We start from the raw sequence: 26,086 nt of genomic DNA on the forward strand, positions 1-26,086 counted from the left end.
ATCTGCCGCATGTTCAATGACCTGAGTCGCCTCGGAAAATACCTCGGTCAGGCCGCGCGCCTGATGGTGGGGATGCCCGACTACGACAACTACGTCGAGCACATGCAGAACAAGCATCCCGACCTGCCGGTGATGGACTACGAGGCGTTCTTCCGGGAGCGCCAGGAAGCCCGTTACGGCGGCAAGGCCGGGCCGAAGTGCTGCTGACCTGACTACATCGCGACGTGCTCTCCTGTAGGAGCGAGCACGCTCGCGATGGTCGTCAACGATAACGCTGGGAACCTGATACCCCGCGGTGTCCTTGAGTCCATCGCGAGCATGCTCGCTCCTACAGTTTCGGGTTTCGATTGTCAGCAGGCCATGCGCTGTTGGCGTGGGCTAAGCAACAACCCCTCAAGATGATCCAGATGCCGGTTGAGCAGGCAAACCGCGCTCACCGCATCCCCGCCTTCAACCGCATCCAAAATCCCTTCATGCGCCCGCCAGTCGCAATACCCATCGATCCGCGCCTCGAACTGCGCAATCGCCAATGACATCAGCGGCACCAGACTGTCGAGAAAATGCGCCAACGGTGCATTCCCCGCCAACGCCGCCAACTCCAGATGAAACTCCCCCGACAGACGAAGGGCTTGACCGCGCTCGGTGCAGAGGCGTTCGCCCTCGATGATCGCGCGCAGACTACTCAAGTCCCGCGACACCGGCTGCTGACACACCAGTCGCAGCAACGTGGTCTCGGTCAATCGCCGCGCATGCAGCGCCTGCCGGGTCTGCTCTGCGTCAAGTACCGCCACGCGAGGGCGGTGGTTGGCGCGAAGGATGATGATGTGCTGATGGGACAGGCGCGTCAGGACACTGCGGATTTCACTGCGGCGCACGCCGAACATCTGACCCAGGCTGTCCTCGGTGAACCGGCTGCCGGGCAGAAGACGCAGGTCGAGAATGGCGTCGAACACCTGCGCATAGAGATCGTCCGCCGCCAGGTGCAAGGGCAGGTCAACAAAAGTTTGCGGTGAAGCGAAGCTGTTCATGGCCTGTCTCCAGAGTAGAAGGAATCAAACGCTGAGGTTGTCTTCCGGAATGTTCAGTTCGATGCCCATGCGCTGGCCTTCGCGAAGGATGTGCTTGCGCATTTCGGCACTGGCCTGGGCGCTGTTCTTGCTGCGGATCGCACGGACCACGGCTTCGTTTTCTTCCAGGCGCTCGGCCAGGTGTTCAGGCGAATTGCGCAGCACTTCGGCGCTTTGCTTGAGGGCGTTGCTGGTCTGTTGCACCACGCTCTGGAAAATCGGATTCGAGGTCAGGGTGAACAGCTCTTCGTGGAAGGCGATGTAGGCGTTGACACCGGCTTCGCTGTCGTTGGCCTCCAGGGCTTCGCGCATGTCCATCAACGTCAGGCGCAGTTGCCCGACTTCCTTGCTGCTGATCGACTGCGCAACCAGCCCGACAATGAAAGGTTCGAGGGTGTAGCGCAGTTGCAGCACGTCCTCCAGACTCGCCCCGGCCACCGCGCTGTCCTGGCGCGAGTCGTCGAGGTCCATCGCACTGGCATCCAGTACCACAACGCCTTTGCCCGGCATCGAGCGCACCAGCCCGAGGGTTTCCAGCACGGTCACTGCTTCGCGCAGACTGGGGCGACTGATGCCCAGCTGTTCGGCCAGTTCGCGCTGGCCCGGCAACATATCGCCGGAGCGCCACTGACCACGGGCCAGTGCGGCCCGAAGTTTCTCTACCACTGAATTGACGACGGTTGAGGAGGTAATCACTGTTCGCTCCAAGCGATAAAAGTGCCCACCGTTACAGTGGGCACAGGTTATTTAAAATTCTTGCTGGTGCGCCGCGCCAGCCGGTTTTCTCGGCTGGAAGGTATAACCCACCTGGCCGGAAAGCACTTTATTGGCGCGCTGGATATCGATGTCTTTTTCCCAGCGAGCGATGGCCACGGTGGCGACGCAGTTGCCGATCAGGTTGGTCAGCGCCCGGCCGATGCCCATGAACCAGTCCACCGCCAGCACCAGCACCAGGCCGACCACCGGGATCGCCGGGATGGCCGTCAGCGTCGCCGCCAGAATCACCAGAGCGGAACCGGGAATACCGTGGGCGCCTTTGGAGGTGATCAGCGACACGAGCAGAATGGTCAGCAGATCGGTCATGGCCAGCGGCGTGCCGGTGGCATTGGCGATGAAGACGATGGCCAGTGTCAGGTAGATCGAAAAGCCATCGAGGTTGAACGAGTAACCGGTGGGGATCACCAGACCTACCGTCGAACTGCCGATGCCCAGGTGTTCGAGTTTGCGCATGATCTGCGGCAGCACGGCGTCGGAGGAGGCGGTGCCCAGCACGATCAGCAACTCTTCGCGCAGATATTTGAGCAAGGGCCACATGCGCAAGCCGGAAAGGCGCATCACCAGGCCGAGAATCAACGCCACGAAGGCCACGCAGGTCAGGTAGAACAGGCCGACCAGGCTGCCCAGGTGCTGCAGCGAGTCCAGGCCGTATTTGCTGGTGGTGAAGGCGATCGCGCCGAACACGCCGATCGGCGCCAGCCGTACGATCATGCCCATGATGCGGAAGATCACGTGGCTGAGCTCATTGATCAGTCGTGAAATTCCCGACGCCGCTTCGCCCACCAGGTTCAGGGCGCTGCCGAACAGCACCGAGAACAGCAGCACTTGCAGAATGTTGTTGTCGGCGAATGCACCGATGACCGAGGTCGGGATCAGGTCCATCAGGAACTGCGTGGTGGTGTGCATGTGCTGGCCACGCTGGGCTATATCGCCCATGTCGGCGGCGGACAGCTGCTCCAGATGAATGTTGGCACCGCTGCCGATGCCTGTGCTGAAGGCGAACACCAGGCCTATGACCAGGGCGATGGTGGTCAGCACTTCGAAGTAGATCACCGATTTGAGGCCGATGCGGCCGACTTTCTTCAGATCGCCTGCGCCGCTGATGCCGCTGACGACAACGCAGAACACGATCAGGCCGATGAGCATTTTGATCAGTTTGATGAAGCCGTCGCCCAGCGGTTTGAGCTGTGCGGAATATTCGGGAAGGGTCAGTCCGCAGATGATGCCGAGCATCAGTCCGAGAACCACTTGGAGGAAGATTGAACGCGAGCACCATCTGAGCATGGGAGGAATCCTGGTCGGTGTCCCGGCTGTCGTGTGCATGGCGCACATCAGGCCTCGGACTTAATTATTGTGGTCTTACCGGTATGTCCAGTGCAGGCTCAGTTTAGGCTGGTTTTTTTCATTGTTACAAGGGGAAATCAATAAATTGGCTTGACCGGTCTGACCAGTGGTTTGACCGGTTCACTCGAATGCTCAGCATGAGGCGCATGAAGGCACGCCTGCGCACCGGGTTTCCGGTGGCGGGAGCAATAGATAGGGGAGAGGAGATGCTACAGATGGGTAAGCGGGGGAGACGCCGGGGCTTTACGCCAGATAGATGCCCGAATGGTCTTCCGGATGCTGAATGCCCATTGCCTGATCAGCCATCTTCGCCTTGTGAATCTGTCGGCACAGGATCGTTGCCAGGGCGATGGCGAGTGCGAACCAGCAGATCAGGACATTCAGGAGCATGGCATTTCCTCAGGCAGGAACATCTCTTCACGAGCGCCGCTAAGATGTTCGACGACAATATGGCATCATTATGCCATGCATTAGTGGCACTGTGCTGCCATTTGTCGTCGCGCACGCTGAATTGCTCTGATTCGTTGTTGTTTTCCGGAGGTCGTGGTTCCCGGTCTGAGCTTCAGCATCAGATAGCGTCTGTTGATGTATAGCTCATTGCCGGAGTCTGGTGATGCGCGGCTGCGTCTGTGAGGGATTAAATGGCGATGCCAATCAAACCGGGATAGCCGTTTGTCGGGCGTATCGGTATGCTCAGCGCACTGCCAAACGCCAATGATTAACAACCACAGTGAATCCATGAGCCAATCAGACACGCGTGCGAATGTTCTAGCGCTTTTTCCTGAAGACTCCCGCGAGGCGGCGGCGTTGCTCAAGCAAGCCGTGCCCCTGATGGTTCGCCACAATATCCCGCCAAATCCGGTGCATTACGCGCTGTGGTACACCTACAGCAAAGGTCAGGAACCGGAACTCAATCGTCATTTGGACCGCGTGATTCGTGACTTCGACGGATGCCCGCCGGAGTCCGCGACCCGGCTGTTTCGCGAGTTCATCATTCGCGACGAGTTGGAAGATGCGCGCGCCGGACAGCAACAGGTCATCAGCCTGGTCGACGGCATGGAGCGGGATGTTTCGCGCAGCGTCAAAGGCAGCGTCAATTTCCAGAACCGTCTCGGCGAGTGCCTGGAAATGCTCGAGCAACCGGTCAGCGATCGTTTGCCGGGCATCCTCAACGAACTGCAGCAAAGCACTCGGCTGATGCAGACTCAGCAGGAACACTTCCTGGCTCAGTTGCAATCGGCGCAAAGCGAAATCCAGACCCTGCGCGACAAGCTCGAGCGTGCGCAGCAGGCGGCGACTCTGGATGGCCTGACCGAACTGCTCAACCGCACGGCGTTCACCCGTCAGTTGGAAAAAGCGCTGGCCAAGGACACCGGGCAGGTCGCGCTGGTGATGCTGGATATCGATCACTTCAAGCAATTTAATGATCAGTATGGTCATCCGTTGGGTGATCGGGTGTTGCAGCATGTCGCCCAAGTGTTGCGCGGCGCGCTGGCGGGCGAGGCGTTTGCCGGGCGTTATGGTGGTGAAGAATTCTGTGTGGTGCTGGAAAACTGCGTGGGCCTGGAAGGGGCCTGTGCCTTTGCCGAGCAGGTGCGTCTGAAAGTGCAGTCGTTGCGGATCAAGGCGCGTGGAACCGACACTGTGCTGGATACCATCACCGCATCTTTCGGCGTTGCCTTCGTCGAGCCCGGCGACAACCTGGAAACCCTGCTGACCCGCGCTGATGACGGGCTTTACGAAGCCAAGCGCAATGGGCGCAATCAGGTGTTTGCGCTACAGAAAGCCCAGGCGCTTCAGGCCTGAACCGCTGAACCTGTAGGAGCGAGCATGCTCGCGATGGTCGTCAACGATGACGCGGGCAATCTGATGCCCCGCGGTGATTCTGATTCCATCGCGAGCAAGCTCGCTCCTACAGGGGGCAGGGCGGCTTTATTGGCCGTCCACGCTACGCGGCAACCCGAGCGGGTTCAGCTCGCGCAATGCCTCAGGCAGCAACCCATCCGGAAAACCCTGGTAGGTAATCGGACGCAGAAAGCGTTCGATGGAGGTCATGCCCACCGAGGTGAAACGACTGTCCGACGAGGCCGGGAACGGACCGCCGTGGATGGTCGCGAAAGACACTTCCTGCGGGTGGGCGAAGGCGTTGACCACGATCCGCCCGGTTCGCCGCTCCAGTATCGGCAATAAACGCCGGGCCAGATCCAGGTCCGTATCTTCAAGGTGCAGAGTCGCACTGAGCTGACCGCGAAAGGCTCGGGCAACCGCCAGCATCTGCGCCTCATCCCTGACCTTCACCAGCAACGCCGCCGGCCCGAAAACCTCATCGGCCAACGCCGGCTCGCTCAAGAACCGCTCTCCATCGACCTCCAGCAACGCCGAACGACCATCCAGCTCGGCATGGGCCACTGCGCCCACGGCCACCAGGCCGGCACCGGCGCTTTGCAGGTGATCGAGGTTGTTCAGGTAAGCGCCATGAATTCCCGGCGTCAGCATCGGCCGCGCCGGTGCGTCGGTCACACGCTTGACCATCGCCGCCCGTAATGCCGCAAAACCATCCCCTTCGACGGCTATCAGAATCGCCGGCTTCAAGCACGCCTGGCCGACGTTGACCAGCATCCGCTCGACGAAGCCGTCACCGATCTGCGCACCCCGCGCGGCCAAAGCCTGGGGCAGGATGAAGGTCGGGTTGACGCTGGTCATTTCGGTGAACACCGGGATCGGATCGGGACGCAACTGCGCGCGCCGATACAGAGCCATGCCGCCCTGTTCGGAACCGGTGAAGGTCACGGCCTTGATCAGCGGATGATCGACCAGCGCTTCGCCGATGGCATTGCCGGCGCCGCGCACCATCGAAAACACACCTTCAGGCAAGCCGCTGTCCTGCACCGCCTTGAGGATTGCCCGCGCCTGGATCTCCGACGCGCCGGGATGAGCGTTATGGGCTTTGACGATGACGGTTGCGCCCGACGCCAATGCCGAAGCGGTGTCGCCACCGGCAACGGAGTAGCTGATCGGGAAGTTACTCGCACCGAAAACCGCTACCGGGCCGATGGCGATTTTTTGCAGGCGATGATCCATGCGCGGCCGCGGTTGGCGATCGGGTTGTGCCGGGTCGATGGCCAAATGCAGGAAACGACCTTTGCGCACGACACCGGCGAACTGGCGGAACTGGGTCGCCGCCTTGGCCGCTTCCCCTTGCAATTGGGCTTCGGGCAAGCCGGTTTCCAGCGCAGCCCGGGCGGCGAGTTGCGGGGCGACAGCATCGAGGTTGTCGGCGATGCGCTCCAGAAACGCCGAGCGCTCGGCGAGCGAGGTATGGCTGTAATGATCGAAAGCTTCGTCGGCAAGAATCGCCGCCCGATTCACGTCGGCAGCGCCACCCAGGGCGAAGGCCGGCTCGATGGTCTGGTTGGTCGCGGGGTTCAGGGCTTTCATCGTGCCCTCGGAGGCGGGCGCTTCGTGAGAGCCGATCAAGAGATTTCCAGTCAGATTCATGTGCGTAATCACTGCTTCAGGGTGGCGACGAGTTGTTCAGTCGTCACGATCGAATGGGCGTAGGTCGGGCCGTTCAGTTCATGGGCGGAGTGCATCATTTCCGGTTTGAAGGCGGCGGTGGCGTCGCGCACCAGGGTCACGTGGTAGCCCAATTCCTGGGCGTAACGGGCGGTGGCCTCGATGCAGGTATTGGCCAGAAGACCTGTGATGATTACGTGGGTGATGCCTTTCTGCTTGAGGCGAAAATCCAGGTCGGTGTTGGCAAAACCGCTCGAGCCCCAGTGCTCGGAGGCAATGATGTCGCCTTCCTGCGGTGCGAAATCGGGGTGCCATTCACCACCCCATTCGCCGCGGGCGAAGTGGTGCATGTGCTGAATCTTGCATTGCGAAGGGCTTGGGTGATCCCAGTTTTCGTAATCGCCTTGTTCCCAGCGACGGTGCGGTACGATGACCACCTGAATGTCCGCGGCGCGTACGGCGCGATCCAGTGATCGCAGGTTGTCGAGCAGGCCGACTTGTTCGGCGATCGGCTTGATCAGCGGGAACACCCGGCCGCCTTCGGAGAGAAAATCGTTGTACGGATCGACCAGCAGGTAGGCGGTGCGATCCAGCGGATAAGCAACATTCGACATGACAAATTCTCCAGTATGGATGGCTGACCTGTGCCAAGGGCTTGCCCCGGCATAGTGTAGATATGATAATCATAGTTACAGTGAAAGAGGCAAGCCTGCATGGCCGTAAAAAAGACTAGTCCTGAAACCCTGTGTCCGATCGCACGGGCCGAGGACATTGTCGGAGACCGATGGACGGTGTTGGTCTTGCGCGAATTGTTCATGCGCAACCATCGCTATGACGAGATCCAGGCGCAGACCGGCGGCACGCCGCAGATGGTCGCTGCGCGTCTGAAAAGCCTGGAGGCGGATGGCATGGTCGAACGCCGCGCCTATCAGGAGCGCCCGACGCGCTACGAGTACCACCTCACCGCCAAGGGTGAAGCGTTCTACTCGGTGGTGCTGGCGCTGCGCGCGTGGGGAGAGACCTGGTGCAAGGAAGAGGGCGAGGGTTTGGCGGTGCGCTATACCCACAGGACTTGCGGGCACCAGGCCGGGCTTGGGCCGCTGTGCGATCACTGTGGGGGAGTGTTGCGACGAGAGGAGCTGATCAGCGAACCCACCGACGCCTACGTCGAAGAGCGGATCGCGCGGCGCGAAGCCTTCAAATCCAAACCATAGCCCTTTGTAGGAGCGAGCTTGCTCGCGATGGACGCAAGACCACCGCAGGGTGTCAGGCAGCCAACGTCATCGTTGACGACCATCGCGAGCAAGCTCGCTCCTACAGGTTCTACTATCGCTTCACGTAATAGTCACAATCACTGATCACAAGTTCTGTTGCCAACGGCAAACCCGCAAAATCGGGCCCATCCAGAACGCTTACCCAGGAATCGGCGCGATGAACTTCTACACTCGGCTGACGATTGCCGCCTCACTGCTCTTGTCCGGTTGCGCCTCCACGCCCAACGACCCGACGCTGACCCTGCAGACCAGCAAGGCACCGGCCGACTACGCGCATTGCGTGCTGCCAAAACTGCAGGAAGATTCACTGCACGCGACCGTCTCTGAAACTCAGCGCAGCTACCGCATCACGGTGTCGAGCAAAGTCGCCGCCAACGATGTGCTCGAAGCCTATAAGGCATCGAACGGCGGCAAGGTGTTCCTCTACGAACGTGCGCTGCTGGCCTCGACGTTCGGGCCTTCGCGACTTGAGCGTGCGGCTCAGGAATGCCTGTAAATCCGCACTGAAAAATCCCTTTCCCACCCTCGCGAACACGCTTGAATCAGGCGTGATCGCGAGGCGTTTTTTCCTGTCATTTTTTTGATTGAACAAGCCTTCAATTAAGTTGCAACGGAGATGTGGCTCTGAGATAGTGGCAGAATAATATCAACTATAAATAATCGCCAGCAGGGCTGCTGCATTCATATTCAGGCGCGGGGCTGTGTTGGCTGACATATCGTCAATTCGAGAATGTTCATGTCTAATCGCTCACTGCACTTCAAGCTGTTCTGGACAGCGCTTATCGGCACCGTCGTCGTCATGGCGCTGCTGCTCGGCTCCATCGCCTACATTGCCTATGGCAATTCCGTCAAAGAAACCTTCGCCCTGGTCGACAGCATCGTCAAGGCCAATGCCAAGGAAGTGGAAGTCGAACTCGGCGCCGGTTATACCGTGGCCGAATCCCTGGCCAGCGTCGCCACGGCAATGCAGCAAAAGCAGGTCGATCGCAAGACCGCCGATGCGCTGACTCGCCAGCTGTTCGAGGCTAATCCGAACTTCCTCGGCCTGGGTCAGTACTGGGAACCGAACGCTTTCGATGGCAAGGACAGTGAGTTCGTCAACCAGCCCAGCCACGACGCCACGGGTCGTTACCTGACCTGGTGGAACCGCGCCGGCGGGTCGGTGAAATCCGAAGCGCTGAGCGGCTACGCCCCGGAAAACTCCGACAACCAGTATTACTACCGCCCGCTGCATACCCGCCAGCCATGGGCGTCCGAACCCTATGCCTACAGCTTCGGCAACGGTCAGCAGGCGATGTTGGTGTCGATCATGCTGCCGCTTCTGCAAGGGGGCAAAGCCGTGGGTGTGGCGGGGGTCGATATTCCGCTGGAAAGCATCAACCGCCAGCTGGCGAAAATCGATGCCTACAAAGGCTACGGCGCTCTGGTCTCCAGTGACGGGCTGTACGCCAGCCATCCGGATGCCAAGCGCCTGGGCAAATCGGCCGATGAATTGCCGGCTGCTGCCAAGGACGCGATCAAGGCGGGCAAGGCCTACAGTTTCGAACTCGATGGCTGGGGTTATGTGCTGCAGCCGGTGCGTATCGGCAAGGCGCCAAACAATTGGGCCTTGATGGTCGCTTATCCGCAGGCCGAGGCCATGGCGGGCATCAATCATTTCCTCTACACCGCGGTGATCATCGGTCTGGTGGCGTTGCTGGTATTGGCCATCGTGCTATGGCATTTGCTGGCGTGGCAGATTCGTCCGTTGTCAGGTCTGACCGTCGGCATCCAGGCCTGGGAAGGTGAGTTGGGGCTGCGTTTCGAACAGCGCAGTGGCGATGAAACCGGCAAGCTGGCCGGCGCGTTCAACCAGTTCATTCAGCGTCTGGGCAACCTCGTCGGCTCGATCCGCCAGAGCAGCACCACGCTGATGCAGATCTCCAATCACCTGGGCGACACCACTCAGGCTGTCGCCGAACGCGCGACCTCGCAGCACACCGCCACCGAGGAGATGGCCAGCGGCGTCACGGCCTTGGCGCACTCGGTGACCGAGATGTCGCAGCAGGCCGAGGATGTGGAGCAACTGGCGCGCAACACCGAAGTGCTGACCACCAACATCTCCACCGACATGAGCCAGACCCTGGCCGGCATTACCCACATCGACCAGACCATGGACGTGGTGGCCGGTGCGGTGGGGGATCTGGAGAAGCGTTCGCAGCAGATCGCCGGGATCATCGCGGTGATTCGCAGCATCGCCGACCAGACCAACCTGCTGGCCCTGAACGCGGCGATCGAAGCCGCGCGCGCAGGGGAGCAGGGCCGTGGTTTTGCCGTGGTGGCCGACGAAGTGCGACAACTGGCGGAGCGCACCAGCCGTTCCACCGGTGAAATCGGCGAGATGATCGGCGCCATCGGTTCGGACGTGCGCAACACCGTGGCCAACGTGCAGCAGGTTGGCGAAGCGGTGCGCCAGGGCGTGGTGCAACTGACCACTTCGTCCCAGGGCGTGGATCAGATCCGCCAGCATGCCCAGGACATCCTCACCCGCATCAGCGAAGTCGCACGCCAGACCCAGAGCCAGGCCGCGACCGGCGAGCAATTGTCGGTGGCGATCCAGGGCGTCAGCCGAATCTCCGAACAGAACGACCAGGCAATCCGCAGCCTGCTCGACCAGTCGGTGAAACTGCGCGATCAGGCCGGGTCGCTGAGTCAGCAACTGACCCAATTCCGCGATTGACCCTGTAGGAGCGTGGCTTGCCCGCGAAGAGGCCGGCACATCCAACAATGATGTTGGCTGTCCTGACGCCTTCGCGGGCAAGCCACGCTCCCACAGGGATTGGGGTATGTCCCGAATTTATGGTTCACCTACAACCACTGTGGGAGCGGGCTTGCTCGCGAAGAGGCCGGTACATTCAGCATTGATGTTGACTGAGCCGACGCCTTCGCGGGCAAGCCTCGCTCCTACAGTGGATCGGTGTGTCGGGCGCCACTATTTCTCATGTTTCACCGCCGCCGTACTCCCCCGCAACGCCAACTCAAACGGCAGCACCACATGCCGCTCGGCCAGCGGTTTTTTCTCGATCAGTGCGATCAGCATTTCCACCGCTTTCTGTCCGAACACTTCAGCCGGTTGCGCGATGGTGGTCAGTGGTGGGTCGCAGTAGGCGGCGAAGGGGATGTCGTCGAAGCCTACCAGGGAGATGTCCTCGGGCACCCGCAAACCTTGCTCCTTGATGCGTTTCAACGCACCGATGGCCATTTCATCGTTCTCGCAAAACAGCGCCGTCGGGCGTTCTGAAAGCGCCAGCAGCGCGGCGGCACCGTCGTGGCCGGCTTGCAGGGTGAAGTCGCCGTGGCAGATCAGGGCCGGGTCGCAGGTGATGCCCGCCGCCTGCAGGGCATCCTGATAACCGGCCACTCGGTCGCGGGTCAGCGGGCTGCTTTTCGGGCCCTTGATCAAGCCGATGCGACGGTGGCCCAAGCCGATCAAATGTTCGGTCATGGCCTTGGCCGCGGCCCGGTTATCGAGGCTGATGGTCGGATGCCGACCGCCCTGGATAACCTCGCACGCATTGACGATCGGCGCAGGTTCCAGGTTGTGACAGGGCTCGGCAAACGGGTCGAAAGCCCGCAACTGGATCACGCCATCGGCCTGATGGTTGTGCACCAGTTCGGCGAATTCCCGTTCGATGTCCTCGCGGCCCTGGGTGTCGCACAGCAGCACTCGATACCCGGCAGTCTGCGCCGCTTGCTGGGCGCCGCTGATGACCCGGGCGAAGAAGGTATTGGCGATGGTCGGCACCAGAATCACCAGGTTGCCGGTGCGCCGCGAACGAAACTGCACCGCCATCAGGTTCGGCCGGTAACCGGCCTGTTCCACGGCAGCGTTGACCTTGTCGCGAGTCTCGGGGAGCACGCGCTCCGGAGACTTCAGGGTCCGGGACACTGTGGCGACCGAGACGCCGGCCAGACGGGCCACTTCACGGATATTGGACAAAATCACCTCACTTTCGAACCGCGCGGCCGGGGAGCTTACCGCAGGATGGCTATCGGCTGAAATGCTCACCGGTGGCATTCGGGGTTTGACACCTGTGCTGACTGAGCCTACATTTCCGCCACGATGTAACCGGTTACATTATTCAGCGGTTACCCAAAACAAGAGAGTCCTTGCGATGAACGCTGTGCCAAAAATCAGAATGGGTTTTGTCGGGGGCGGCGAGGGCGCGTTCATCGCCACGGCTCACCGACAGGCCGCCGGGCTCGACGGACGCTTCGAACTGGTGTGCGGTGCGTTCAGCCGCGATCCCCTGAACAACCAGCGAACCGGCGTTGCCCTGGGCTTGCCGGATTCCCGTTGCTACAGCGACTGGCGCCACATGCTCGAAGCCGAGCGCGCGTTGCCCGCCGAACAACGCATGGAATTGCTGATCATCGTCACCCCCAATCATCTGCATGCACCCGTGGCCGGCGAGGCGCTGAGCGCGGGTTTCCATGTGTTCAGCGAAAAGCCTGCGGCGCTGAATCTCGGCGAATTGCTCGCGCTCAAAGACGTGGTCGAGCGCAGCAACCGCCTCTACGGTCTGGCTCACACCTATCTGGGCTATCCGATGGTCTGGCAGGCCCGGGACATGGTGCGCAACGGCGTGATCGGCAGCGTGCGCAAAGTGATCGTCGAATACCCGCAAGGCTGGCTCAGCCAGGACGTGGCCGGGCAGGGCAACAAGCAGGCGGCCTGGCGCGATCTGCCGGAGCAGTCCGGGCTGGGCGGTTGCATCGGTGACATCGGTACCCATGCCTTCTCCCTGGCCGAGTTCGTTGCCGATCAACCGATCAAGCAGATCTGCGCGATGCTCAACGTCCACATCGAAGGCCGGCAACTGGATGATGACGCCTCGATGTTGTTCAAGATGGCCGATGGCGCCAGCGGCATGCTGATTGCCAGCCAGGTCTGCGCCGGTGAAGAGAACCCGCTGAAGATTCGCATCTATGGCGACAAGGGTGGCCTTGAATGGCGCCAGGAAGAACCCGCCAGCCTGATCCACCGCGCCCTCGATCAACCCCTGCGCATCCTGCGTTCCGGTGTCGGCCAGCCATGGTTGTGCGACGCCGCGAGCCGACGCATGCGCCTGCCCGCCGGGCATCCCGAAGGCTACCTCGAAGCCATGGCCAACCTGTATGGCGATTTTGCCACGGCCATTCGTGGCGAAGTGGCGGGGCCTGACGCCCCCGGTGTGCCGGGTATCGAGATCGGCCTGCGGGGCATGGCGTTCATCGAGGCGGCGATCGCCAACCATCGCGGCGACACCAAGTGGACCGAACTGGCGTGCAACCCATGAACCTGGAGACTTCCGTGACCGATTCCCCGACACCACCCACGGGCCTGCGCGGCCCGGGCATTTTCCTCGCGCAGTTCATGTCCGATCAGGCGCCGTTCGACACCCTGGCCAACATCGCCCGCTGGGCTGCCTCCCAAGGCTACAAAGCCATTCAGTTGCCGACCTTGGGCACGCAGTTCATCGACCTTGCGCGAGCTGCCGAAAGCCAGAGCTATTGCGACGAGTTGAAGGCCGTCTGCGCTGAAGCCGGGGTGCAGATCAGCGAACTGTCGACTCACCTGCAAGGGCAACTGGTGGCCGTGCATCCGGCGTTCGACACGCTGTTCGACGACTTCGCACCCGCTCACCTGCGCGGCCAGCCTGAAGCACGCACCGCCTGGGCCATTGAGCAATTGAAACTCGCCGCCCGGGCCAGCCAGCGTCTGGGCCTGAAGGCGCATGCGACCTTTTCCGGCGCCTTGCTCTGGCCCTATGTCTACCCTTGGCCGCAGCGCCCGAGTGGCCTGGTCGAGCAGGGTTTCGATGAACTCGCCCGGCGATGGTTGCCGATTCTCGACTGCTTCGAAGAGGCCGGTGTCGACCTGTGCTACGAAATCCACCCCGGCGAAGACCTGCACGACGGCGCCTCGTTCGAGCGTTTTCTCGAGGCGGTCGATCACCATCCGCGCGCGGCGATTCTCTACGACCCCAGCCACCTGTTGCTGCAGCAAATGGACTACCTGGGCTTCATCGACCGTTACCACGCGCGCATTCGCATGTTCCACGTCAAGGACGCCGAGTTCCGGCCCGACGCCCGCTCGGGTGTCTACGGCGGTTATCAGGGCTGGGTCGAGCGGCCGGGGCGTTTCCGTTCCCTGGGCGATGGCCAGATCGATTTCAAATCGATCTTCAGCAAATTGGCCCAATACGACTTCCAGGGCTGGGCGGTGCTGGAATGGGAATGCTGCCTGAAGGATTCGGCGCAAGGCGCGGCCGAAGGTGCGGCGTTCATCGAGCGGCACATGATCGAAAAGACCCGCAAGGCTTTCGACGATTTCGCCGGCGTGTCGTCCGATGCCACCTTCAATCGACGATTGTTGGGCTTGCCCGACGCCTGAACCTGTTTGCGTTTTCCATGCAGAAAAAAACAACAATAAGACGGTGACTGTTATGAGCAAGATGAACGCGCGGCTAAGCGCAATGATGTTTTTGCAGTTCTTTATCTGGGGTGGCTGGTTCGTCACCCTCGGCACGTTTCTGGCCAGCAATCTGGGGGCCAGTGGCGGGCAGATCGGCATGGCCTTCTCGACCCAGTCCTGGGGTGCGATCATTGCGCCTTTCGTGATTGGCCTGATCGCCGACCGTTTCTTCAATGCCGAGCGCATTCTCGCGGTCTTGCACCTGCTGGGTGCGGTGTTGCTGTTCCAGCTGTATCGCGCGCCGGACTTCAGCACCTTCTATCCGTTCGTGCTGGCCTACATGATGATCTACATGCCGACCCTGGCGCTGGTCAATTCCGTGGCGTTCCGGCAGATGCGCGACCCGGCGCTGGAGTTTTCCCGTATTCGCGTCTGGGGCACGGTGGGCTGGATCGTCGCCGGACTGGTGATCAGTTTCGTGTTCGCCTGGGACTCCCAGGGCTCGATCGCCACCGGTGCCTTGCGCAACACCTTCCTGATGTCCGCCGTGGCTTCGCTGCTGTTGGGGCTCTACAGCTTCACCTTGCCATCTACCGCTCCGCTGAAAAACGAATCGGGCAACGGCGGCCTCAAGCAGATGCTCGGCCTGGACGCGCTGGGCCTGCTCAAGGATCGCAGTTACCTGGTGTTCTTCATCGCCTCGATCCTGATCTGCATTCCCCTGGCGTTCTACTACCAGAATGCCAACCCGTTCCTGGCGGAAATCGGTGTGACCAACCCGACTGCGAAAATGGCCATCGGGCAGGTTTCCGAGGTGCTGTTCATGCTGCTGTTGCCGCTGTTCATTCACCGTTTCGGGATCAAGCTCGCGCTGCTGGTGGGCATGCTGGCGTGGGCGCTGCGCTACCTGCTGTTCGCCTATGGCAACAATGGCGACCTGGCCTTCATGTTGTTCACCGGCATCGCCTTGCATGGCATCTGCTATGACTTCTTCTTCGTTTCCGGCCAGATCTATACCGACGCCAAGGCCTCGGAGCGTTTCAGAAGTTCCGCGCAGGGTTTGATCACCCTGGCGACATACGGCCTGGGCATGCTGATCGGTTTCTGGGTGGCGGGGCAGGTGACCGATCACTACGCCGCAACGGCGGGCGGGCATGACTGGAAGAACATCTGGCTGTTCCCGGCCGGTTTTGCTCTGGCGATCTTTTTCTGCTTCTCCGTGGCGTTCAAGGGACGGCAACCGGTGGCGGCACAATCGCCGGCCTGACAGCCAACGGACTTTTGCTGATGAACCCGCTTTTCTGTAGGAGCGAGCATGCTCGCGATGGTCGTGAACGATAACGAGGGAAGCCTGACACCCAGCGTTATCGTTGACCTCCATCGCGAGCATGCTCGCTCCTACAGGGGAGGTGGTGATTTCAGAACGTCGGGGTGTATTTGACGCTGAACATCACATTCCGCGGATCGCCGTAGTTGTTGTTGCCGTTGAGCTGGTTGTACGCCGCCGTGTAGTAATGCTTGTCGAACAGGTTGTTGGCGTTCAGCGCCAGGGCGATTTCAGGTGTCAGCTGATAGCCGACCCGCGCGCTCCACACGGTATAGCCCGGGATTTCATAGGTGTGTTCGTAACCCAGGGTATGACTTTGCGTGGTGAAGCCAAGGCCGGTGCTGACGCGATTCCAGTCGCCGCTGAACTGGTAGTCGCCCCACACCCGCAGCATGTGCTTGGGCGTCCAGGTGCTGAAGACCTTGCCTTCGTTTTCCGGGTCATCGAGGTACTTGGTGGTGTTGTAGGTATAGCCGGCAAACAATTGCAGGCCGCTGAGCACTTCGCCGCTGATCTCGGCGTCGATCCCCTGGCTGCGTACTTTCCCCGATGCCGTCGAGCAGTACCAGCCATCGCAGGCGAAGCCCGAGTCCAGATCATTGAGGGCACGGTTCTTCTGATCGTAGCGGAACACCGCCAGAGACGTGTTGACCCGTCCATCCATCAACTCGCCCTTGAGGCCGATTTCGTAGTTGCTGCCGATCACCGGCTTGAGCACCGAACCGCCCACATCACGTGCGGTTTGTGGTTCGAACACATCGGTGTAGCTGGCATACACGGCCCATTCGCGACTCAGGTCGTAGATGATCCCGGCGTAGGGCGTGACCTCACCGTTTTCGTTGGCGGTGCTTTCCGGTTCCGCGGTGGCAACGTCGCTGAAGGCTTGCTGAGTCCATGACTTGTAGCTGTAGTCATACCAGCTGACCCGCGAGCCGAGTACCAACGTCAACGGCTCGATCGGCTTGACCCGCCAGCTGCCGTACAGACCTTTTTGGCGGATGTCGTATTTGCTCGGCGTTCCGCGACCACCTTCGGTATTGATCAAACCGTCATAACTGATGTCGGGGCGGTTGTGGTCGATGCCGAAGATGGTGTCGGTGCTGTCGTTGAAGGTTCGGGCGAAACGGTCATCCGAATTCAACTTCTCGTAGTTGCCGCCGACCATGATTTCCTGCTGCATGGACAAGGCTTCGAAGCGCCCGACGAGGTTCATGTCCAGGCCATATTTGGTGGAGTCGAAATCGGTCACGAAGTCGGCGTACTGCACGCCGCTGCCATCGGCTTCAATGGCGTCGCCGATACTCTGCAGCCGCTGGTTTTTTGATTTGTTGTCTTCAGTCATGCGTACGCCGCCGACCTTGAACGTCCAGTCGTCGTTGAAACGGTGCTCCAGATCGGCGTAGACAGTCGTGACGTCGATCTCCGAATGGTTCCAGCGCGCGCCGGTGTATGTGGAGCGCGGCACATTGAGGGAGCTGCCATCGGCGTAGCGAGGCAGGCCGCGGACCATCGGGCGTGACTCGCCGTCGGAGTTGCTGACGGCAAGGCCCAGAGTGGTGTCCTCACGCAGGTCAATGTCCAGTGCGCCGTACAGCGAGTGCGTCCTGCTCCATTCGTAGTCGATGAACGAGTCGCTCCGGTCCTCGTCGGCCACGAAACGACCGCGAATGGTGCCGGTCTGGTTCAGCGGTCCGCCGGCGTCCAGTTGCAAGCCGTAATGATCCCAGGAGCCCGCCTTGGCGGTGACAGTCACGGTCGGCGCAACCTGGCCACGCTTGCGCACCAGATTGATTGCCCCGCCCGGGCTGCCGGTGCCCTGAAGCAATCCAGATGCCCCGCGCAGCACTTCCATGCGATCAAAGAAGATCAGGTCTTGCGTGGCCCAGTTGCCCAGCGCGTAGGAGTTGCGCAGGACCGGAACTCCGTCGTATTGCCAGTCATCGATCTGAAAACCGCGCGAGGTAATGATCATGCCTTTACCCACGCCCTGGACACCGACCAGGCCGGTGGTCTTGTTCACGGCATCCTTGAGGTCGGTCAGGTCCTGATCGTCCATCTGCTTGCGCGTCATGACAGTGATCGACTGCGGAATTTCCTTGAGGGTATGCACGCCCTTGCCGATGGTCACCGCTTTTGCAGCATAGGAGCCCGAGCCTTCGGTGGTGGCATCCAGGCTGTGTTCAACGATGTTGGTCGCGCCCAGTTGCACGGTGGCGTTACTGCCGGCGGCGGGCTCGACGCTGAAGTTGCCCTGTGCGGTCACGCGCAATTGCAGGCCGCTGCCTGTCAGCGCCGTTTGCATCGCCTGTTCCGGCGACATCTGGCCGATGACGGCAGGCGCCTGCTTGCCCTGGACCAGCGAAGGTTCCAGCGAAACGATTTGTCCGCTCTGGCTGGCGATGGCGTTCAGCGTACTGGCGAGCGGGCCAGCCGGCAGATTGAACGACAGGGTTTGCGCCTGGGCCATGGCAGGGCCTGCGAGACTCGCCAGGGCAACGGCTACGGACAGTGAGTGAGGCCACGGGTTGAACACAGCATTCTCCTGAAGGTTTGTAAGTGTCAGGAGATAGGTGGGGCGAGAAATGAAAACCGGACACAAATAAGAAAGATTTCCAAAAAATAATTATTCTCGGTCGGTTTTCGCGCGAATCAGCGTCAGCCACGGGCTGTAGTGATCGACCCGGATCGGCAGGGTTTCGGCCAGCGCCGCGAGGGTTCTGGCGGGATCGTTGAGCGGGAATACGCCTTGGACGCGCAGGTTGCGTACCTCGGGAGAAACCCGCACGAAGCCGCGGCTGTAGGGGCGCAGCGCGGCGATGACTTGTTCCAGAGGCTCGTCCAGAACATTCAGCCGCCCGCTGAGCCAGTCGGCGCGATAGCGCTGGTCGCCGTTGACGGAATCGATGCGCCCGGCGTAGAGCAGGGCAGATTCGCCTTCCTGCAGATTGCGCCGGGTGCCATTGAACAGGCTGGCTTCGACGGAGTGCTCCAGCACCACCACGCGACTGGCCTCCGGCTCCTGCGCCACCAGGAAGCGTGTGCCCAAAGCGCGTATTTCGCCTTGCGCGGTGCGTACGCGCAGGGGACGTCGAGGATCGGCCGCCACCTGGATGATCAGTTCACCGTGGCGCAGGATGACCAGCCTTTGCTGGTCGTCGAATTGCAGGTTCACTGCACTGTCGGCGTTCAGACTCAAGCGGCTGCCGTCGGCCAGATTGAAATCCTGGCGCTGCCCCCGACCGGTGTGCAGATCGGCCAGCAGCGAGTCGCCCAGCGGGCTGCGGGCGCCCAGCCACAAGCCGCCACCGAGCAGGCCAAGGCCGGCAATCACCCGCAGTGCATCGCGTCTGGAGCTCTGAGGCTGCAAGAGCAGTTGGCGGGCATGCTCGGATTGACCGGGCAGTCGTCGATCCAGGTTGCGCACCGTATTGAAGGAGCCGCCGACCCGTTCCTGTAATCGTGTCCAGGCCAGGGCGTGCGCAGGGTCCTTGTTGAGCCAGGCGTTGAAACGCGCCTGCATGGCCTCGGTAGGCGTGCCGGCGCGCAGTCGCACCATCCAGTCGATGGCTTGCTCGCTGACCGGGTCCAGCCGCGGTTTACTCATGACGACGACTCGCTCAGGTAACACTGAAGCAACGCCTGCTTCATATAGCGGCTGACCGTGCGCTCCGACAGATCCAGTTTTTTCGCGATGGTCACATAACTCATCCCGTCCAGCTGGCTGTAGAGGAACGTGGCCTTGACCACCATCGGCAAGCCATCAAGCGCCCGATCGATGGCGACCAGGGCTTCTATCAGTTGCAGCTGGTCTTCGGGGGAGGGGGCGTGTACTTCGGGCAGGGCAGACAACCTTTCCAGATACGCCAGTTCCAGTTTGCGTCGACGATGCCGATCGAAAATCAGCCGTCGGGCGATGGTCGAGAGGTAGGCGCGAGGCTGTTCGATGGTGTCGGGATCGACGCGGGCGGTCAGCAGTTGGCAGAACGTATCGGCGGCGGTGTCCTCGGCGTCTGCGTGATTGCGCAGTCGCCTTTGAATATGCTGGAGCAGCCAACGGTGATGGTCGCTGAAAAAGTAGCTCAGCTTGCTGGTCGAAGTAGGTTGCACCGAAGGACTTTCCAAGTGTTAGTGGGAATCGTTCGCAATACTACCCGGATGAACAGAGCTGCTGCAATCGCAGACTTTGTGAAGTGATGATTGGCCTTTTTGCTCTTGCGCTCATCGGGGGGAGTTCCAGCGTTGCAGTTCCTGCTGCACAAAATCGGCAAACAGCTTGATCCTGATAGGTGTCAGCGAACCAAACGCATGCAGCGAATGCATCGCCAGCACCGGCAGCTGCTCCCCGGGCAACACCTGCACCAGATCCCCTCCATCCAGATCCCGCTGCACCGTGCACCTCATCAGATAGGCGATGCCCATGCCTTCCAGTGCCGCTGCGCGCAAACCGAATCCCGAATCAAGCCCGATGCGCCCACGCGGCACCACCGTTTCCCCATTGGCGAACACGATGGGCAAGGTCCGACCATTCAACTGATACCGCACGAAGGGCAGGGCGCGCAGCTCCTCGATGGACGTCGGATTGCCTGATCGCTCGAGAAACCCGGGAGAAGCCACCAGCGCCATTTCCAGTTGGGCCAGCGTGCGGCTTTTGAGGTCGCTGTCGGCGAGGCTACCGACACGGAAAATCACGTCGTAGCCCTCGCGAATCACCTCGACGTGGTGGTCGAGCAGGGTCAGGTCCAGCTCCACCTCCGGATGCTCGGCGAGGAACACCGAGTGAATCCGCGGCATCAGCAACCGGCCGAGTTCGCTGGGCATGCTCACCCGCAGATGACCACGGGCACCGCCGGTGTGGCGCAGGGCGTCGGCCGAATCGTCGATGGCCTGCAACAGCGGCGCGACCCGCTCGAAAAATGCCTGGCCCTCGGGCGTCAGGCTGAGCATGCGCGTGGAGCGGCGGAACAACTTGGCATTGAGTTCCGACTCCAGCCGGGCGACGCTTTTCGAAATGGCCGATGGGGTGGTCCCGGCGTTGCGCGCGGCGGCGCTGAACGAGCCGGCTTCGACCGCGCGGACGAAAGCAATCAGGCTGGCCGACTGGTTCAACAGGCTCGACATGGTATGACTCCAGGGCACAACTGATGTGCCGTTCGCTGGACTGGTGGGCATTGGGGCGGGCGACATAATACTGCGCTCCTTCAACAAGCGGAGTCAGCAGATGCAACGTCTTCAAGGAAAGGTCGCGGTGATCACCGGCGGCAACAGCGGCATAGGCCTGGCCTCGGCCTGCCTGTTCGCCAAAGAGGGTGCGCAGGTGATCATCACCGCCCGCCGCCAGGAGATTCTGGACGAGGCCGTTCGCCAGATCGGCCATGACGCGATCGGCATAAAGGGCGATGTCGCAAGCCTTGAGCATCACGCCGAAGTGGCCGAACAGGTGCGCCAGCGATTCGGTGGTTTGGATATCTACATGGCCAACGCCGGGGTCATCACCCTGACGCCTTCGCAGCAGGTCACCCCGCAGGAGTTTGACGCGCAATTCAACATCAATACACGCGGGGTGTTTTTCGGTGTGCAGTCGATCACGCCGGTGTTGCGTGACGGGGCGAGCATCATTCTGACCAGCTCCCTGGCCGCAACCAAAGTGCTCGACGGGCACGCGGTGTATGCCGGGTCCAAGGCGGCCATCGCGGCGTTTGCTCGTAACTGGGCGCTGGAACTGCGTGCGCGCAGGATTCGTGTGAACGTGCTGAGCCCTGGTCCGGTGGATACGGCGATCATTGGCAAGCTGGGGGTTTCAGAAGAGCAGCGCCCGGGGTTCATGCAGATGATGGCGGATATGATCCCGGCCGGTCGTTTGGGCGAGGCGGATGAGCTGGCGCGGGCGGCGCTGTATTTGGCGTCCAGCGACAGTTCGTTCGTCAATGGGATCGAGTTGAATGTGGACGGGGGTATGTCGTTGGTCTAAACACCGCCCCGATTTCACGGATGTACCCGGACCCACTGTAGGAGCGAGCATGCTCGCGATGGTCGCCAACGATGACGCTGGCTGCCTGACACCCCGCGTTGTTCTCACGTTCATCGCGAGCAAGCTCGGCTCCTACAGGTACAGGTACAGGTACAGGGGTTCCGCGTCAGAAGCTGCAAACCGCATCGGAAAACACCACCCGCCCAAACTGCGCATTCGCATCCAGCGGCGTGATGGCCAGCAGTTGATCCAGACGGATCTCCTGTTGGCCGTCCGCGGATTCGAGCAACAAGAACTCCTCCTTGCTGCTCGCCGTCCGCGTGGTCAGTGCCTTGGCCTCCAGGCGCGAACCATCGTGCAGCTCGATATGCAGCCGGTAACCGCGCATGCAGGCGATCTCCAGGTAGTCGTACAGGTCGCAGTTCATGGGCTGATAAGTGTTCATACGTTACTCCCGACAACCTTGCAGTTTGAGAATGAAGTAACCCTGCCGGGCGATGGCCTCGGCCACTTGCGGGTTGGATGGTTCGACGTGACAGAACTGGCATCGGTCCTGGGCAACATCTTCTTCCTGAACGCCCTGTTCATCAAGGAACCGGCGAGCATAGGATTTCGCCAGATCCGGATCGTTCTCCTCGATCAGCACATCGAAGTGCAGGTAACGGCCGTCTTTGGTGCGCACGTGGGTATCGAAGACCTTGATGCTCATCATTTGCTCTCCTTCAGTTTCCAGGTGCCCGGCAACGAAAGGTCGCCCGAGGCAATGTCGTAGACGCTGCTGACGCACAGCAACGGATTGTGCAGATCGGCATTGACCTTCAGGGCCGCAGTCACACCGTCGTAGTTGAAGCTTTCAGGAAAGCCGACCGCCGCCAGCGGGACACGGATCTTCGCCGCGTTTTTCTCGACGCTCAGATCATAGCCGGGGGAGTCGATGTAGATCGGCGCGCCGGGCCAGGTCGCCGGCAGTTTCGGCTTGGCATCCTTGGGGATGTCACGCACCTTCAACCCGCCAGGCCCGCAGCTTTCATCCTTGGTCAACACCACCCAGTGCGAGTGCCACAGACCGCCATCGTTATCCTTCTTGCCGTCCTTGTTTTCGTCCAGCTGAGGGGTGTCGTCGAAATCCGGGTGCGAGGTCAGCGCCAGCGCAAGGATGCCGGACTTCGCTTCAAAGCCGACCGCGGAACTGTCCAGGCTGGTCGGCCAGACATAGCTGTAGACCTCGGCACCGGCGAACGAGCCTTTGGCGCTCGGCACGCGACTGCCGGCCTTGCCGTCCACCAGTTGCTCGAACACCAGATCGTTGCCGTCTTTGAAGACCCGGGTGTTAACCAGATCAAAGGCGGCGTCGGCCTTGCCTTTGGGGCTGCTGATGCCTTGCGTGTCGTGGGCCCAGGCCGGAGCGGCCAACAGGGCGCCGAGGGTCAATGCCAGTGCAGTTTTCATGATGCGTCTCCCGTGGATGATTATGTTTCGAATCGATACCAATAGACTACGGCAAGTCGATCCTTTGTCAATATGGTATTTATTCGATACCATTTATTGAATTCATCTATCAGGAATCACCCCCGTGTTGTTTGATCTGCTGGAAAGGCTCTCGAGCCTCACGCGCGTCTGGTTCCGCGAACACCCGCTGTTGACCGACTTGCAGCCGATTCAGTTGAGCGCACTGATGTACCTCGGCCGCTGCAATCGCTACTCCGACACGCCCTTGGCGGTCACCGAATACCTGGGACTGACCAAAGGCACCGTCTCCCAATCGCTCAAGGCCCTGGAAGGCAAGGGGCTGCTGACCAAACAGCCGGACGACAGAGACAAACGCAGCGTGCACCTGAAACTGACCCCACCGGCGCAAGCGCTACTCGACGCGGTGACGCCGCCGGACTTCCTGGCCAGCGCCGCACAACGCATGGGCGCCGATGCGCAGGTGTTGGAGGGGTTACTGATGGAGTTGTTGCGCAACATCCAGCGCGGGGAAGACGTGCCGGGATTCGGGCTGTGCCGGACGTGTCGGTTTCATCAGACTGTGGCGGGCGGGGCGTTTTGTGGGTTGACCCAAGAGCCGCTTGAAGCGCGAGAAATCGAGTTGATCTGCCGCGAACACCAGGTTCCAGAACCCCTTTAGGAGCGAGCTTGCTCGCGATGGAGGTACAGACACCGCGGGCATCCAGACAGCCCGCGTAATCGTTGACGACCATCGCGGGCAAGCCCGCTCCCACAGGTATTGCGGTTGTTCGCAATTTGCGTAAACGACGCAGGACCCGTAGGAGCAAGGCTTGCCCGCGAAGGCGTCTCGGCAGGCACAACAAATTCCCTGATATAGACTCAACAACACCCACCCACCACCGGAGAGCCCCCATGGCAGGACTGCAATGGACTCGCTGATCACCGCCGCCGCTCAGGCGCTGGCGGCGGGGGATCCGTTGGGGGCGCTGGATCGGGTGGCGTTGCGTGAGGATGCGCCGGCGTTGGCGTTGCGCGGGATTGCCATGGCGCAGTTGGGTGATCTGGCGCGGGCCCGGGTGTTGGTGCGGCGGGCGGCGAGGGCGTTTGGGGCGAAGGAGGTGGTGGCGCGGGCGCGGTGTGTGGTGGCCGAGGCGGAGATTGCGTTGGCTTCGCGGGATCTGGGTTGGCCCGTGGCGGCGTTGGAGGCGGCGCGGGTCACGTTGGAGGCGCATGGCGATTGGGTGAACGCTGCCCATGCGCGCTATCTGGATATCCGTCGTTTGCTGTTGATCGGGCAGCTCGATGAGGCGCAGGAAAAACTGGCGCCACTCGATCCGGCCACTTTGCCATCGGCGCTAAGAGCTACCCATGAAATGGTGGCGGCGGGGATCGCCATGCGTCATCTGCAATCGCAGACTGCCCATGCGGCGCTGGCCAGGGCCGAACTCGCTGCCCGGCAATCGGCGATCCCGGCGCTGCTGGCGGAAGTCGACAGCGCGGTTCAACTGCTCAACAGCACGGCCGCGCATCTGACGACGAAGGGGCAGCAACAGCCGTTGTCGCTGGAAGCGGTAGAAGCGCTGCTCACCTCGCCGTCACTGGTGGTGGACGCCTGTCGTTACGTCGTTCGCGACGCCGGCATGTCGCTGTCGTTATCGACGCGCCCGATCCTGTTCACCCTCGCACGCACACTGGCTGAAGCCTGGCCAAACGATGTGCCGCGCGAAACTCTCATCTCCCGCGCCTTTCGCCTGAAGCTCAGCGATGAATCCCACCGTGCGCGCCTGCGGGTCGAAATCGGGCGGCTGCGGGTGGCGCTCAAACCGCTGGCGGGTATCACCGCGACCAAGCGCGGATTCGCCTTGGTCACCCAGTCATCCCCCGACGTGGTGCTGCTCACGCCTCCGGTCGAAGAGAAGTACGCGGCATTGTTCGCCTTGCTCAACGATGGCGAAGCCTGGTCGAGTTCGGCGCTGGCCCTGGCGCTCGGTCAAAGCCAGCGCAACGTGCAGCGTGCCCTCGATTCGCTGGCGGCGCAGGGCAAGGTGCAATCGTTCGGACAGGGCCGCGCTCGACGCTGGCTGACGCCGCCGGTGCCCGGTTTCGCGACGACCTTGTTACTCCCGGTGCCGCTGCCCGGTGGCTAGGATGAACGCCACCAACCCCTTTCGAGGAACACCAAGATGAAACAGTCAGCCGCTGAAATCCTCCGTGAATATGGCCCTTTCGAGGGCGTCGACGCCGTGCACGGCCTGACCTGGGACGGGCAGCAGGTGTGGTTCGCCGCCACCGATAAACTCACCGCCCTTGACCCCGACAGTGGCCGCACGTTGCGCTCGATCGACGTCGCCGCCCACGCCGGCACCGCCTTCGATGGCAAGCACCTGTTCCAGATCGCCGAAGACCGCATCCAGAAAATCGATCCGCACACCGGCAAGGTCCTCAGCACCATTCCGGCCCCCGGTGGCGGCAATGATTCGGGTCTGACCTGGGCCGAGGGTTCGCTGTGGGTGGGCGAGTATCGCGAGCGCAAAATCCACCGGATCGATCCGGACAGCGGCGCCATTCTGAGCACGCTGGAATCCAACCGGTTCGTCACCGGCGTGACCTGGGTCGAAGGCGCGCTGTGGCATGGGACCTGGGAGGGGGAGGAGAGTGAATTGCGCCGCGTTGATTCGCGTACCGGTGAGGTTCTGGAGAGTCTGACGTTGCCGGCTGGCATTGGTGTGTCGGGGCTGGAGTCCGATGGTGGTGAGCGGTTTTTCTGTGGGGGTGGTAACAGTGGGAAGGTGAGGGTGGTGCGTCGTCCTTGATTGTTCCAGCACGTACGAAAAAGGGTGCTCAAGGCTAATTAGTTAAGAGCGATGAAGAACATTGTGGCGAGGGGGCTTGCCCCCGCTGGGCTGCGAAGCGGCCCCAAAAGATGGG

25 protein-coding genes and 2 pseudogenes are annotated in these 26,086 nt (G+C 61.4%); 13 read left to right on the plus strand and 14 right to left on the minus strand.

Annotation, left to right across the window (positions count from 1 at the left end):
• The first annotated feature begins 9 nt into the window (after nucleotides 1-9).
• Complete coding sequence (locus tag K9857_RS11175) at nucleotides 10-207, plus strand: YbdD/YjiX family protein (protein ID WP_224535747.1); 198 nt, start codon at nucleotides 10-12, stop codon at nucleotides 205-207.
• A gap of 143 nt (nucleotides 208-350) precedes the next feature.
• Here the strand turns inward: K9857_RS11175 and K9857_RS11180 are convergent, their stop codons facing one another.
• The 4 genes from K9857_RS11180 to K9857_RS11195 form a co-directional block, all read right to left on the minus strand.
• Nucleotides 351-1,028 (minus strand): GntR family transcriptional regulator, encoded by a 678-nt coding sequence (locus tag K9857_RS11180; protein WP_224535749.1) that lies wholly within the window; start codon nucleotides 1,026-1,028, stop codon nucleotides 351-353.
• Between the two features lie 24 nt (nucleotides 1,029-1,052).
• A complete protein-coding gene (locus K9857_RS11185; RefSeq protein WP_224535751.1) occupies nucleotides 1,053-1,763 on the minus strand; it encodes a FadR/GntR family transcriptional regulator in 711 nt (236 codons plus the stop codon).
• Between the two features lie 51 nt (nucleotides 1,764-1,814).
• Nucleotides 1,815-3,128: a C4-dicarboxylate transporter DctA gene (locus tag K9857_RS11190; protein WP_224535753.1), complete on the minus strand. Its 1,314-nt coding sequence runs from the start codon at nucleotides 3,126-3,128 to the stop codon at nucleotides 1,815-1,817.
• Nucleotides 3,129-3,431: 303 nt separating this feature from the next.
• A complete protein-coding gene (locus K9857_RS11195) occupies nucleotides 3,432-3,578 on the minus strand; it encodes a hypothetical protein (protein WP_224535755.1) in 147 nt (48 codons plus the stop codon).
• Between the two features lie 348 nt (nucleotides 3,579-3,926).
• Here K9857_RS11195 and K9857_RS11200 point away from each other — a divergent pair, with 348 nt between their 5' ends.
• Nucleotides 3,927-4,994: a GGDEF domain-containing protein gene (locus K9857_RS11200; protein ID WP_224535757.1), complete on the plus strand. Its 1,068-nt coding sequence runs from the start codon at nucleotides 3,927-3,929 to the stop codon at nucleotides 4,992-4,994.
• A gap of 126 nt (nucleotides 4,995-5,120) precedes the next feature.
• On the opposite strand, the gene K9857_RS11205 is transcribed toward K9857_RS11200, so the two are convergent.
• The gene (locus tag K9857_RS11205) at nucleotides 5,121-6,686 is read right to left on the minus strand and encodes an aldehyde dehydrogenase (NADP(+)) (RefSeq protein WP_224535759.1); all 1,566 of its coding nucleotides are present in this window, start codon (nucleotides 6,684-6,686) and stop codon (nucleotides 5,121-5,123) included.
• Between the two features lie 8 nt (nucleotides 6,687-6,694).
• A complete protein-coding gene (locus tag K9857_RS11210; protein WP_224535761.1) occupies nucleotides 6,695-7,318 on the minus strand; it encodes an isochorismatase family cysteine hydrolase in 624 nt (207 codons plus the stop codon).
• Nucleotides 7,319-7,417: 99 nt separating this feature from the next.
• On the opposite strand from K9857_RS11210, the gene K9857_RS11215 reads away from it, so the two are divergent.
• The 4 genes and pseudogenes from K9857_RS11215 to K9857_RS30525 all read left to right on the plus strand — a co-directional run.
• Complete coding sequence (locus K9857_RS11215) at nucleotides 7,418-7,918, plus strand: winged helix-turn-helix transcriptional regulator (RefSeq protein WP_224535763.1); 501 nt, start codon at nucleotides 7,418-7,420, stop codon at nucleotides 7,916-7,918.
• Between the two features lie 217 nt (nucleotides 7,919-8,135).
• Nucleotides 8,136-8,474: a hypothetical protein gene (locus K9857_RS11220; protein ID WP_175378424.1), complete on the plus strand. Its 339-nt coding sequence runs from the start codon at nucleotides 8,136-8,138 to the stop codon at nucleotides 8,472-8,474.
• Nucleotides 8,475-8,942: 468 nt separating this feature from the next.
• Nucleotides 8,943-9,836, plus strand: a pseudogene (locus K9857_RS30520) (cache domain-containing protein); the annotation flags it as partial.
• A 324-nt stretch (nucleotides 9,837-10,160) separates the two neighbouring features.
• Nucleotides 10,161-10,697, plus strand: a pseudogene (locus tag K9857_RS30525) (methyl-accepting chemotaxis protein); the annotation flags it as partial.
• A gap of 252 nt (nucleotides 10,698-10,949) precedes the next feature.
• Here the strand turns inward: K9857_RS30525 and K9857_RS11230 are convergent.
• A complete protein-coding gene (locus tag K9857_RS11230) occupies nucleotides 10,950-11,957 on the minus strand; it encodes a LacI family DNA-binding transcriptional regulator (protein WP_224535767.1) in 1,008 nt (335 codons plus the stop codon).
• A 175-nt stretch (nucleotides 11,958-12,132) separates the two neighbouring features.
• Here K9857_RS11230 and K9857_RS11235 point away from each other — a divergent pair, with 175 nt between their 5' ends.
• Genes K9857_RS11235 through K9857_RS11245 form a run of 3 tightly spaced genes read left to right on the plus strand, consistent with a single transcriptional unit; the run spans nucleotide 12,133 to nucleotide 15,681 of the window.
• The gene (locus tag K9857_RS11235; RefSeq protein WP_224535769.1) at nucleotides 12,133-13,296 is read left to right on the plus strand and encodes a Gfo/Idh/MocA family protein; all 1,164 of its coding nucleotides are present in this window, start codon (nucleotides 12,133-12,135) and stop codon (nucleotides 13,294-13,296) included.
• On the plus strand, nucleotides 13,293-14,393 hold the full coding sequence (locus K9857_RS11240; protein WP_224535770.1) for a sugar phosphate isomerase/epimerase family protein: 1,101 nt from the start codon (nucleotides 13,293-13,295) through the stop codon (nucleotides 14,391-14,393). The genes K9857_RS11235 and K9857_RS11240 overlap by 4 nt, the downstream gene beginning before the upstream one ends.
• 52 nt (nucleotides 14,394-14,445) lie before the next feature.
• Entirely contained in the window at nucleotides 14,446-15,681 is a 1,236-nt protein-coding gene (locus K9857_RS11245) for a nucleoside permease (RefSeq protein WP_224535773.1), read from the plus strand.
• A 151-nt stretch (nucleotides 15,682-15,832) separates the two neighbouring features.
• Here the strand turns inward: K9857_RS11245 and K9857_RS11250 are convergent, their stop codons facing one another.
• From K9857_RS11250 to K9857_RS11265, 4 genes are all read right to left on the minus strand, one after another.
• Nucleotides 15,833-18,274 (minus strand): TonB-dependent siderophore receptor, encoded by a 2,442-nt coding sequence (locus tag K9857_RS11250; protein WP_224535774.1) that lies wholly within the window; start codon nucleotides 18,272-18,274, stop codon nucleotides 15,833-15,835.
• 90 nt (nucleotides 18,275-18,364) lie between these two features.
• On the minus strand, nucleotides 18,365-19,345 hold the full coding sequence (locus K9857_RS11255; protein WP_224535776.1) for a FecR domain-containing protein: 981 nt from the start codon (nucleotides 19,343-19,345) through the stop codon (nucleotides 18,365-18,367).
• On the minus strand, nucleotides 19,342-19,848 hold the full coding sequence (locus tag K9857_RS11260; protein WP_224535778.1) for a sigma-70 family RNA polymerase sigma factor: 507 nt from the start codon (nucleotides 19,846-19,848) through the stop codon (nucleotides 19,342-19,344). Before K9857_RS11260 ends, K9857_RS11255 begins: the two co-directional genes overlap by 4 nt.
• 111 nt (nucleotides 19,849-19,959) lie before the next feature.
• Entirely contained in the window at nucleotides 19,960-20,859 is a 900-nt protein-coding gene (locus tag K9857_RS11265; protein WP_224535780.1) for a LysR family transcriptional regulator, read from the minus strand.
• Between the two features lie 100 nt (nucleotides 20,860-20,959).
• Here K9857_RS11265 and K9857_RS11270 point away from each other — a divergent pair, with 100 nt between their 5' ends.
• Nucleotides 20,960-21,709, plus strand: a complete 750-nt coding sequence (locus K9857_RS11270) for an SDR family oxidoreductase (RefSeq protein ID WP_224535781.1) — start codon at nucleotides 20,960-20,962, stop codon at nucleotides 21,707-21,709.
• 166 nt (nucleotides 21,710-21,875) lie between these two features.
• Here the strand turns inward: K9857_RS11270 and K9857_RS11275 are convergent, their stop codons facing one another.
• Genes K9857_RS11275 through K9857_RS11285 form a run of 3 tightly spaced genes read right to left on the minus strand, consistent with a single transcriptional unit; the run spans nucleotide 21,876 to nucleotide 23,158 of the window.
• Entirely contained in the window at nucleotides 21,876-22,154 is a 279-nt protein-coding gene (locus tag K9857_RS11275) for a Rho-binding antiterminator (protein ID WP_224535783.1), read from the minus strand.
• Between the two features lie 3 nt (nucleotides 22,155-22,157).
• A complete protein-coding gene (locus K9857_RS11280) occupies nucleotides 22,158-22,418 on the minus strand; it encodes a DUF2024 family protein (protein ID WP_224535794.1) in 261 nt (86 codons plus the stop codon).
• A complete protein-coding gene (locus K9857_RS11285) occupies nucleotides 22,418-23,158 on the minus strand; it encodes a hypothetical protein (RefSeq protein ID WP_224535785.1) in 741 nt (246 codons plus the stop codon). Before K9857_RS11285 ends, K9857_RS11280 begins: the two co-directional genes overlap by 1 nt.
• A gap of 124 nt (nucleotides 23,159-23,282) precedes the next feature.
• On the opposite strand from K9857_RS11285, the gene K9857_RS11290 reads away from it, so the two are divergent.
• From K9857_RS11290 to K9857_RS11300, 3 genes are all read left to right on the plus strand, one after another.
• Nucleotides 23,283-23,837 carry a MarR family winged helix-turn-helix transcriptional regulator gene (locus K9857_RS11290; protein ID WP_224535787.1) on the plus strand — a complete coding sequence of 185 codons (555 nt, stop codon included), beginning with the start codon at nucleotides 23,283-23,285 and terminating at the stop codon, nucleotides 23,835-23,837.
• Between the two features lie 247 nt (nucleotides 23,838-24,084).
• Nucleotides 24,085-25,305: a helix-turn-helix domain-containing protein gene (locus K9857_RS11295; RefSeq protein WP_224535789.1), complete on the plus strand. Its 1,221-nt coding sequence runs from the start codon at nucleotides 24,085-24,087 to the stop codon at nucleotides 25,303-25,305.
• A gap of 36 nt (nucleotides 25,306-25,341) precedes the next feature.
• The gene (locus K9857_RS11300; RefSeq protein WP_224535791.1) at nucleotides 25,342-25,971 is read left to right on the plus strand and encodes a glutamine cyclotransferase; all 630 of its coding nucleotides are present in this window, start codon (nucleotides 25,342-25,344) and stop codon (nucleotides 25,969-25,971) included.
• The last annotated feature ends 115 nt before the right edge of the window (nucleotides 25,972-26,086 follow it).

Source organism: Pseudomonas sp. REP124 (assembly GCF_020164475.1).
Lineage (GTDB): Bacteria > Pseudomonadota > Gammaproteobacteria > Pseudomonadales > Pseudomonadaceae > Aquipseudomonas.